The sequence below is a fragment of the Halogeometricum sp. CBA1124 genome, assembly GCF_009741955.1.
Classification (GTDB): Archaea; Halobacteriota; Halobacteria; order Halobacteriales; family Haloferacaceae; genus Halogeometricum; species Halogeometricum rufum.
In genome coordinates this window covers 1-8,616 of the sequence record NZ_WPCD01000160.1, presented here as the reverse complement: position 1 = coordinate 8,616, position 8,616 = coordinate 1, and the positions used below count along the sequence as shown (strand labels likewise).

Sequence of the window (8,616 nt, the reverse complement as noted above, 5' to 3'; positions counted from 1 at the left end):
GCCGTCGCGCGCGACTGCTTCGTCCCGGTCAGCCATGCGCGAGCACTCCGCGAGGCGACGAGGAGGACGAGCGACCACGCCGTCGCGGCGTACAGTCGCCGGAGCGCGCGCGCGTCGCGGCGTCCGCGACGCGGCCACGGAGTCGACCGACTGCGAGCGACCGGACGGCGGAGCCGAGTCCGACGGCGAGGACGACGGCCAGTTTGACCGTCAGCACCGTTCCCCAGCGAGTCGCGGGCGCCGGCGGGCCGAGCGTTCCGAGGTTGCCGACGCCAGTGACGACCATGAGCCCCAGCGACGCCCAGAACAGCCACTCGAAGCGGGTCGCGAAGCGGAGCGACCGCGGGAGGTCGATGCGGAGCGCGTACCACGTGGCCGCGCTACCGCCGACGAGCGCTGCCATCCCGAGGACGTGGACGAGTCGAACGGCGAGGTGGAGGGCGGCGGACATCGCTCGGCGGTACGCGGGCGAGCGAAATGTAACTCGGGGATGGGATTCCCGGAGCGCACGGGAGAGACCCCGTTCGCGGACGGGCAACAGAACACGCGACAGACGGGGTGACGTTCCGGAATCCGACACGAAGGTAGTTGCTGTCACGGGTCGTGTACACGTCCCGAAGTACTATGCGAGTGAAGACAACGTCGGCGGGAGACAGGTGTAGACGGTGCGGGGAACCGAGCGGCCCGACGGCCGTCGTCGTCAACCACGCACGTTCGGACCCGTTGCAGGTGACGGAGTGCCGTCGCTGCGGCGCGATACTCGACATCGGCGGGCACCGCTGGTGAGGGCGCGGTTCGTGCCGGCGGAACGAAGCCACTCGATCTCCGGCGGTGAACGGGCGCTTCGACGCCGGTGAGAAGGGCGGAGGGAGAGCGGTGTCAGAAGAACCCGTAGTCGTCGACGGCGTCCTCGTATATCGTCTCGTAGCGGCGAATCACGTCGTCGTGGTCGTACGCGGCGAACGCCTCGTTGAGCGACTCCTGCGAGTAGCCCGCGGCCGCCGAAATCTCGTCGGCGAGTTCCTGCGGGCTGGTGACGCGCGCGCCCCGGTCGCAGTTCACGACGAGTTCGTGCGCGCTCGACCGCGCCTGGTACTCGACGATGCCGACGCATCCGGACGCGAGCGCCCACAGCAGTGGAGTGGCGAACGGTTCGACGGCCGCCGTCTGCGCGAAGACGTGCGCGCCCTTCATGATGGGGACGAACTCCTCGGGCGGGAGTTCGCCGAGGAACTCCACCCGGTCGTCGATGCGGAGGTCCGCGGCCGTCTGTTCGGCCTGCGCGCGTTCCGGCCCGTCGCCGACGACGGCGGCGCGCCAGTCCTTGTCGCGGAGTTCGGCGAGTGCGAGGAAGAACGATTCGACGTTTGCGTACTGGTCGAGGTGCCGCGAGTAGAGGATGTCCGCCCGGTCGTCCGTCTCGGCCTCGCGTATCAGGTCGAAGTCGATGGACTCGGGGACGACGCGGACGGCGTCCTCGCTCACGCCGAACTCCCGCACCGTGGTCTTGACCATCTGCGAGGGGGTGACGACGCGCTTGGCGCCGCGCGCCGCCCGCTTGGACGCGCCGCGGGAGTCGCCCTCGCGTTCGGCCCACCAGTCCACGACGACGGGGACGCGGAGGAGGCGCGCGGCCGTCTTCGCGCCGGTCACCTGCGTCGGCGGACTGTTGGTCGCGTGAATCACGTCGGGTTTGACGCGCCGGAGGGCGAACGGCACCTTCGAGGCGAACGTCGTCGCCGACGGCGTCTCCGTGACGGCGACGTAGTTCACCCCCTCCTGTTCGAACTCGGGGACGTCGCCCTCCCACCACTGCGCGCAGAGGACCGACACGTCGTGGCCGTGCGCGGCGAGGCGTTCGGCGACCCGTCGCATCCGTCTCGTGGCACCGTCGGCTCGGAGTTGTTCGGTGAACATCGAGACGAACGCGATTCGCATACGCATCGGCTTGCGGCCGCGTGATAAAAATCCTCGACATTCGCTCGTCGGGTCGCGGCGGGTCCGAGCGGCAGCGAATCCGCCTCAGAACGGCGCGGAGACGAGTGCGGCCGCCGCGGACTGGGTGTACTCCCACCCGTAGGCGTGGTTGAGGAGGAAGTAGGTGACGACGCCGAGACTCAGCGAGAGCAGCCACGACCCCGCGGCGATGCGGCCGACGCGCCGGTGCGGCGTCTCGCGGCGCAGTTCCGCCGGCGAGTGCGAGATGCCGAGGACGAGGGCGTACAGCACCACCGGCACGGCGACGATGGAGAGGACGATGTGTATCGCCAGCATCGCCAGATACGGGTAGTAGACGAACGCCGGGCCGACGAACTCCTTCGTGCCGCCGCCGCCGATTTTCGTGAGGTACATCACGAGGAAGACGAGGATGAGACCGAACGACGTGACCATCGCGGCGGCGTGCTTCTTCACCTCGTCGCGGCGGATCCACCGCCACCCGGCGGCGATGACGAGGACGTTCACCGCGTTGACGGCGGCGATGGCGTCCGACAGCAGGTTCACCTGTGACAGCGAGAGGTCGGGGTAGACGCCCCCGGGGACGAAGCCGAGGAACGTCCCGACGACGAGGCCGTAGCCGACGACCGAGAGGACGGCCGTGACGGCCAGCGGATGCTCTTTCAGCGCGTTGTCGGCGCTCGCAGTTGCCATAGCGGGCGTTGGGAAGCGCCCGTATTCCCTCTTCGGATTCGGGACGGCGATTCGGGGCGCGGTGGCGGGGACAGAGGCGGTGTCGCAGGGGCGAGACGGTGCGGTGGCGGGAGCGCTAGATGACGCCCGTGAACCCGGCTGCCTCGCGGGCGGCGTCCTCGCGCAGCCCGTCGCCGAGGATGGTGTACCGGTCGCGGATGGTGTGCGCCGTCGTGAGCGCCTCGATAATCGTCTCGTCGTCGATGCCGAGTTCGCCGGCCGTCGTCGGTGCGCCCACCTCGCTGAGGGCGTCGCGGATGTCGCGCCACTCGCCCTTCTCGCCGCTGTGGAGGTACTCGGTGACGATGGCCCCGACGCCGACCTGATGGCCGTGCAGGGCGCGTCCGGGGACGAGTCGGTCGAGTTGGTGGCTGAACAGGTGTTCCGCGCCCGAGGCGGGCCGGGAGGTGCCGGCGATGGACATCGCCACGCCGGAGGAGACGAGCGCCTTCACGACGACCCACGCGGACTCCTCCAGCCCGGGTTTGATGGACTCGGCGCTGTCGACGAGCATCTCCGCGGTCATCTGCGAGAGCGCCCCGCCGTACTCGGAGTACTCGACGTTCTTCAGGCGGTGGGCCAACTGCCAGTCCTTCACCGCGGTGTAGTTCGAGATGATGTCCGCACAGCCCGCGGTGGTGAGTTCCCACGGCGCCTCCGCGAGGATGGCGGTGTCGGCGACGACGGCCAACGGCGGGTCGCGGCGACGGAGTGGCGCGTGTCGCCCTCCGGGATGGACGACCGGCCGGAGACGATGCCGTCGTGGCTCGCCGCCGTCGGGACGGAGACGAAGCCGCAGTCGAGGCTGTCGGAGGCCATCTTCGCCGTGTCGATGACCTTGCCGCCGCCGAGGGCGACGAGGTAGCCCGCGTCGGCCGCCTCCGCGGCGGCGACGACGCGTTCGACCGACTCGAAACTCGCCGTCTCGATGGTGACCGACGCCGGGTCGTCGAACTGCGCGCGGACGGCGTCGCCCGCGATGTCGTTCGGCGTCGGACTCGTGACCAGGAACGGCCGACCGGTGAGGTAGAGTTCGTCCACCGCGTCGGCGAGTTCGTCGAGCACGCCGTGACCCACGAGGACGTTTCGCGGGAGTTGTATCCACGTAGACTTGTCGAACATGGTGGAACCTCCCCCCTCACGGATGAAAGTGTTAGTGTTTCGGCGGTGGCGACGGCCGGAATGTCACGCCGGCACGAACGTCCCGACGGCCTGCGAGAGGAACAGCACGCCGAAGCCGGCGAGGACGACGGCGCTCGCGCCGGCGACGACGGGCGCGAGAGCGTTCACGCGTCGCTCGGCGCCGACGAGGGCCGCCGGGAAGCCCGTTATCCAGACGACGATGCCGCCGAAGAAGCCGACGACGAGCGCGGGCGACCCCGTCTCGACCACGAGGAGGCCGGCCAGCGACGCGCCGACGTACGGCGTCTCGGCGAGGACGTCCAGCGTCCCCGGGTCCAGCAGGCCGACGCCGATGGTGAGCCAGAACAGAATCTGGTACGGGTTCGTGAGGGCGAGGACGAACGCCTTCGTGAAGCCGGTGCCCGTCTTCCTGACCTCAGCGTCGGCGGCGGCGTGGAACGACGACTGCACGTCGCGGGCGGCGCCGTAGGCGAAGTAGAGCATCAACACGCCGCCGATGCCGACCATGACGGCCCGGAGCGTGGGGAACCGCTCGACGAACGCGACGACGCCGAGCGCAGCGAGGACGAAGAAGATGGCGTCGGCGGTCATCGCCCCGAGACCGGCCTTGAACCCCGCCAGCCAGCCGTGGAGCACGCTCTCCTCGGCGATGATGGCGTTCATCGGGCCGGGCGGGGCGGCCAGCGCGAGGCCGAAGACGACGCCCGCCAGGAGGGTGACGACGACGGTTGCCACGTACACCTCCCGGACCGAGCGGTGGATAAATCAACCGAAAACGGTCACCGCCGCCGGGAACGCGGCGACGGCGTCGAGCGAAGCGGACCGGAACGAGCGACGCGGCGGGAGGGGACGACCGGGACTGATTCGTTCGCCGCGTCAGGCGAATCCGAGCGCCGCGGTGACGACGCCGACGGCCGTCTCCCAGAGGGAGAAGCCCGTCAGCATCGCCAGCACCGTGTCGAGGCCGAAGAAGAGGAACAGGGCCGCCGAGAGGAAGTGCGCCTTCCGCACGTCGAACCGGTGCGAGAACGTGTGGAACAGGTACGCGTTCGCGAGGCTCACGGGGATGATGGCGAGCATCTCGCCGAGCCAGATGGCCGAGGTTGCGCCGTACTCGACGGCCAGTCCGATGGTGACCAGTTGGGTCTTGTCGCCGAACTCGCCGACGGCCATCATGGCGAAGATGGGGACGAACCCGCCGAACGACCCCGAGAGGCGGTCCAACGGGGCGGGCAGGTCGACCCGGTCGGTCAGGCTCGCGACCCCGCCGTCCGTCTCCGCCGCGAGGTCCCGGTGGGGTTCGTTCGGGTCGGGCGCCGACCGGTAGAGCAGCACCGCGAACGTGAGGAACAACGCCGCCGAGATGGCGTCGAGGACGACGGGCGGGAGGGCCGACCGGAGCGCCTGTCCGAACAGGATTTCGAGCGCGGTCCACCCCGCGAACGCCGACCCCGCGGCGGCGACGACCACCAGCGGGTTGTAGCGCGTCGAGAGGCCGGCGATGATGAACTGGACCTTCTCGCCCGGCAGCACCGCCAACTGGGTGACGAGGGCGATGGCGACTATCTCCCAGTAGCCGCTCACGTCGTCTGCACCTCCCCGTTGCCGCCGTTTCCGTCGTCACTCGCGGCGTCGGCGTCCTCCAGCGACTTCACGCGGATGGACGCGGCCACCGAGTCGGGGAGGCTCTGTTCGTCGCCGCCTTCGGTCCGCACGGTGACCATCCCGAACGGGGCCACGTCCACGACTTCGAGCGCGGTTCCGGGCGTGATGCCGGCCGCCGCGAGGTACTCCAACTCCTCCTCGTCGCGGTCGCTGACCCGCGCGACGACCACGCGGTCACCGACGGGGTGGTCGGTCAGGGCGTCCGTCTCGTCGTGTTCGATGGGCGCGAGGTCCGCGGATGGAATCGGGTCGCCGTGGGGGTCGACGGTCGGGTTGCCGAGTGCGTCCGCCACGCGGCGTTCGAACTCCTCGGAGATGTGGTGTTCGAGGGCGTCTGCCTCCTCGTGGACCTCGCTCCACGAGTAATCGAGGTGTTCGGCGAGGTAGGACTCGAGCAGGCGGTGGTGCCGCAACACCTCGAGGGCGACCGTCTCACCCTCGGCGGTCAACTCGACGCCCTTGTACTTCTCGCGTTCGACGAGCCCTCGTTCTTCGAGTTTCCCGAGCATGCTCGTGACCGTGGGCGGCGTCTTCCCGAGGTACTCCGCGATGGCCGAGGTAGAGACGGGGGGGACCGGACGTCGCCTCTATCTGGTAGATGGCTTTGAGGTAGTCCTCCATCACGTCGCTCAACATACGGCGGATTAGACGGGTCTAAAACAAAAACCTGCTGGGAATAATAGTGGTCGATTACGTGACGAAGCGCCGTCGCAGGTTCAGATTCCTTGACCCATCAGGTGGCTTCGGAGGATATCCGCCGTCTTCGTCCCGGACTCGGTGTTCACGACGACCACGTGGTCGGTTTCGTCCACGACCCCCTCCTCGGCGAGTCGCCACGCGGCGGCCATCGCCGCGCCGCCCGCGGTGCCGACTTCGACGCCCGCCGTCTGCGCGGCGACGACGGCGCTCTCGAGGATGTCGTCGTCGTCCACGGCGAGGACGTCGCCGCCCGCCTCCTCGACGGCCTGAACGGCGGCGGCGCCGCCCTTCGGGTCGGGAATCTCCAACTCGCCGACGATGGTGTCGGGGTTCGCCCACGCCTCGACGTCGCGTTCGCCGCGTTCGTGGGCGGCGTAGATGGGCGCACACCCGGACGCCTGCGCGGCGTACAACGGCGGCACCGCGTCGACGAGACCGAGTTCGCGGAGTTCGCGGAAGCCCTGCGCGACGCCGACGACGACTTCGCCCGTACTCGCCGGAACGACGACGGCGTCGGGCACCGACCACCCGAGCGACTCCGCCACCTCGAACGCCAACGTCTTGACGCCGTCGTGGCGGTACGGGTTGTCGAACTCCTGCAGCGTGAACCAGTCGGACTGCAGTTGCTCGTGCAGTCCCGCCTCGGCGTCGGGGTACCGCCCGCCGACGACGCGCATCTCCCCGCCGTGGACGTTCACCATCGCCTTGTTCGAGAACGGCGCGCGGGAGGGGACGAACGCGTAGGAGCGAAGCCCGGCCATGCCGGCGTACGACGCCGCTGACTGCCCCGCGTTGCCCGCGGCGGCGAGGGCGACCAGTTCGGCGTCCGCCTCGCGCGCGGCGGTGACGGCGGGCGACAGTCCCCTGTCGAGGACGGTGCCCGTCGGGTTGCGTCCCTCGTCTTTCACCGAGAGCGTCCCGACGCCGAGTTCGTCGGCGAGTGCCGCCGACTCCACCAACGGCGTCGCCCCCTCGTCGGCCGTCAGCGGGGACGCGAACGGCAGGAGGTCCGCGTAGCGCCACATCGTGTCCGTCGGCCGGTCCGAGAGCGCGCCGTCGCCCCAGTCGACGCGTCGAAGTCGTACACCGGCGACAGGTGCGCGCCGGCGTCGCTCTCGCCCGTCTCCGCCGCGTCGTATCGCTCGCCCGTCTCGGCGCACTCCAGTCCGCGAAACGCCTCGCTCGTGTCCATAGTGGAGGCTACGGGCCGACGGACTAACGTCTGGTCATTTCCCGCCCCCCTCTGACCCCGAGCCACGCTTTGCTCGGGGGTCGGTACAGCGCGTACCGTCAGCCTCGCACTCGGAAACATAACCGAACCGGTGTTTCGACGGAGCTAGACCACAGAGAGCGGCTCTCACCGACGAACGGGGCAGACTAGTACGATTTCCGTACAGTCGGCTCCTCGATTAATATATACCGTTCCCCATTGATTCATTCTGGTGTTAGTATTATTTTAGACTATTATAAAATTCTAATAATGTCGTGCCTGGAGCTGTAGGCGCATGGCGGACGACAACAGCGGCCTGGTACCGTCGGGCTCTCGTCGCTCGTTCCTCGCGGGCGTCGGAAGCCTGGCAGGGATGTCGGCAGTTGGGCGCACAGCGGCTTCTGAAGACGGCAACGCGCACGCGAAGCAAGACGGATCCGATTCGATGAGCTCTCACGAACCCACGAACCTGGTCGACGGTGTCGAACAGACCGACAACTTCCCGCAGACGGCGACGGCCGTCGCCGCGATAGAGAAAGGCGGACAGATCAAGTACGAGTACCGAAAGGACATTCCGGGCTTCATACTCGACCGCGCGCTCTACAGTTCGGTCGTGTACCCGGGTGACTACGGCTTCTTCACGCAGACGGCCGGCGGCGACGGCGACCCGCTCGACTTCCTGGCGCTGACCGAGGACGGACTGTTCACGGGCTGCATCTTCGACCTTCGTCCGGTCGCGGTCATCCGGATGAACGATACGGGCGAGAAAGACGACAAGATAATCGGCGTGCCCGCCGACGACCCGCGGTTCGGGCACATCGAGGCGCGTGAGGACATCCCCGAACACCAGCAGAACGTCATCGAGGAGTTCTTCCGCACCTACAGAACCTGGAACCCGGCGACGCGGAGATCGTGATCGAGGGCTGGGACTCGCGCGACGCCGCCTACGACATCCTCAAACAGGGCCACCAGGAGTGGAAGCGCCTCCAACAGGGGAACGGCAAGGGAGCGGCGGAGAGTAGCGACTGACCGGCAGTTCTGACGTTCGGTAATCGGCCCCCGCGGCCGTTCCGGAACCCCGCCCCTCTTTTGTGTTCGCCGGACGACGCGGACGTATGGACGGAGACAGCGTCGTCGTCGCCGCGCGGGCCTCGCGGGCCTCGTCGCGGCGCGACACCTCGCCGAGGCAGGCGCGGACGTGACCGTGTTCG

General features: G+C 68.8%; 7 protein-coding genes and 3 pseudogenes. 2 read left to right on the top strand and 8 right to left on the bottom strand.

Annotated elements, in window-relative coordinates; all coding sequences use genetic code 11:
* Window positions 1-28 precede the first annotated feature (28 nt).
* Window positions 29-451, bottom strand: a complete 423-nt coding sequence (locus GJ632_RS16165; protein ID WP_231751613.1) for a CopD family protein — start codon at window positions 449-451, stop codon at window positions 29-31.
* Window positions 452-624: 173 nt separating this feature from the next.
* Between GJ632_RS16165 and GJ632_RS16160 the strand changes: the two genes are divergently transcribed.
* Window positions 625-786: a hypothetical protein gene (locus GJ632_RS16160; RefSeq protein WP_191453483.1), complete on the top strand. Its 162-nt coding sequence runs from the start codon at window positions 625-627 to the stop codon at window positions 784-786.
* A 93-nt stretch (window positions 787-879) separates the two neighbouring features.
* On the opposite strand, the gene GJ632_RS16155 is transcribed toward GJ632_RS16160, so the two are convergent.
* The 7 genes and pseudogenes from GJ632_RS16155 to GJ632_RS16125 form a co-directional block, all read right to left on the bottom strand.
* Window positions 880-1,938 (bottom strand): glycosyltransferase family 4 protein, encoded by a 1,059-nt coding sequence (locus GJ632_RS16155; protein ID WP_191453482.1) that lies wholly within the window; start codon window positions 1,936-1,938, stop codon window positions 880-882.
* A gap of 84 nt (window positions 1,939-2,022) precedes the next feature.
* The gene (locus GJ632_RS16150) at window positions 2,023-2,649 is read right to left on the bottom strand and encodes a DUF420 domain-containing protein (RefSeq protein WP_089805271.1); all 627 of its coding nucleotides are present in this window, start codon (window positions 2,647-2,649) and stop codon (window positions 2,023-2,025) included.
* Between the two features lie 115 nt (window positions 2,650-2,764).
* A pseudogene (locus GJ632_RS16145) lies at window positions 2,765-3,810 on the bottom strand (NAD(P)-dependent glycerol-1-phosphate dehydrogenase).
* Between the two features lie 63 nt (window positions 3,811-3,873).
* Window positions 3,874-4,566: a LysE family translocator gene (locus tag GJ632_RS16140; protein ID WP_089807039.1), complete on the bottom strand. Its 693-nt coding sequence runs from the start codon at window positions 4,564-4,566 to the stop codon at window positions 3,874-3,876.
* A gap of 141 nt (window positions 4,567-4,707) precedes the next feature.
* Window positions 4,708-5,415 (bottom strand): TMEM165/GDT1 family protein, encoded by a 708-nt coding sequence (locus GJ632_RS16135; RefSeq protein ID WP_343161217.1) that lies wholly within the window; start codon window positions 5,413-5,415, stop codon window positions 4,708-4,710.
* A pseudogene (locus GJ632_RS16130) lies at window positions 5,412-6,132 on the bottom strand (metal-dependent transcriptional regulator). Before GJ632_RS16130 ends, GJ632_RS16135 begins: the two are co-directional and overlap by 4 nt.
* 80 nt (window positions 6,133-6,212) lie before the next feature.
* Window positions 6,213-7,387 (bottom strand): annotated as a pseudogene (locus GJ632_RS16125) (pyridoxal-phosphate dependent enzyme).
* 463 nt (window positions 7,388-7,850) lie between these two features.
* On the opposite strand from GJ632_RS16125, the gene GJ632_RS16120 reads away from it, so the two are divergent.
* Window positions 7,851-8,321: an inorganic diphosphatase gene (locus tag GJ632_RS16120; protein ID WP_197428036.1), complete on the top strand. Its 471-nt coding sequence runs from the start codon at window positions 7,851-7,853 to the stop codon at window positions 8,319-8,321.
* Window positions 8,322-8,616 lie beyond the last annotated feature (295 nt).

What these genes read in the sequence shown, in the direction of transcription:
- GJ632_RS16160 (WP_191453483.1), top strand. Translation starts at nt 625, where the DNA reads ATGCGAGTGAAGACAACGTCGGCGGGAGACAGGTGTAGACGGTGCGGG.
- GJ632_RS16120 (WP_197428036.1), top strand. Translation starts at nt 7,851, where the DNA reads ATGAGCTCTCACGAACCCACGAACCTGGTCGACGGTGTCGAACAGACC.
- GJ632_RS16165 (WP_231751613.1), bottom strand. Translation starts at nt 451, where the DNA reads ATGTCCGCCGCCCTCCACCTCGCCGTTCGACTCGTCCACGTCCTCGGG.
- GJ632_RS16150 (WP_089805271.1), bottom strand. Translation starts at nt 2,649, where the DNA reads ATGGCAACTGCGAGCGCCGACAACGCGCTGAAAGAGCATCCGCTGGCC.
- GJ632_RS16155 (WP_191453482.1), bottom strand. Translation starts at nt 1,938, where the DNA reads ATGCGAATCGCGTTCGTCTCGATGTTCACCGAACAACTCCGAGCCGAC.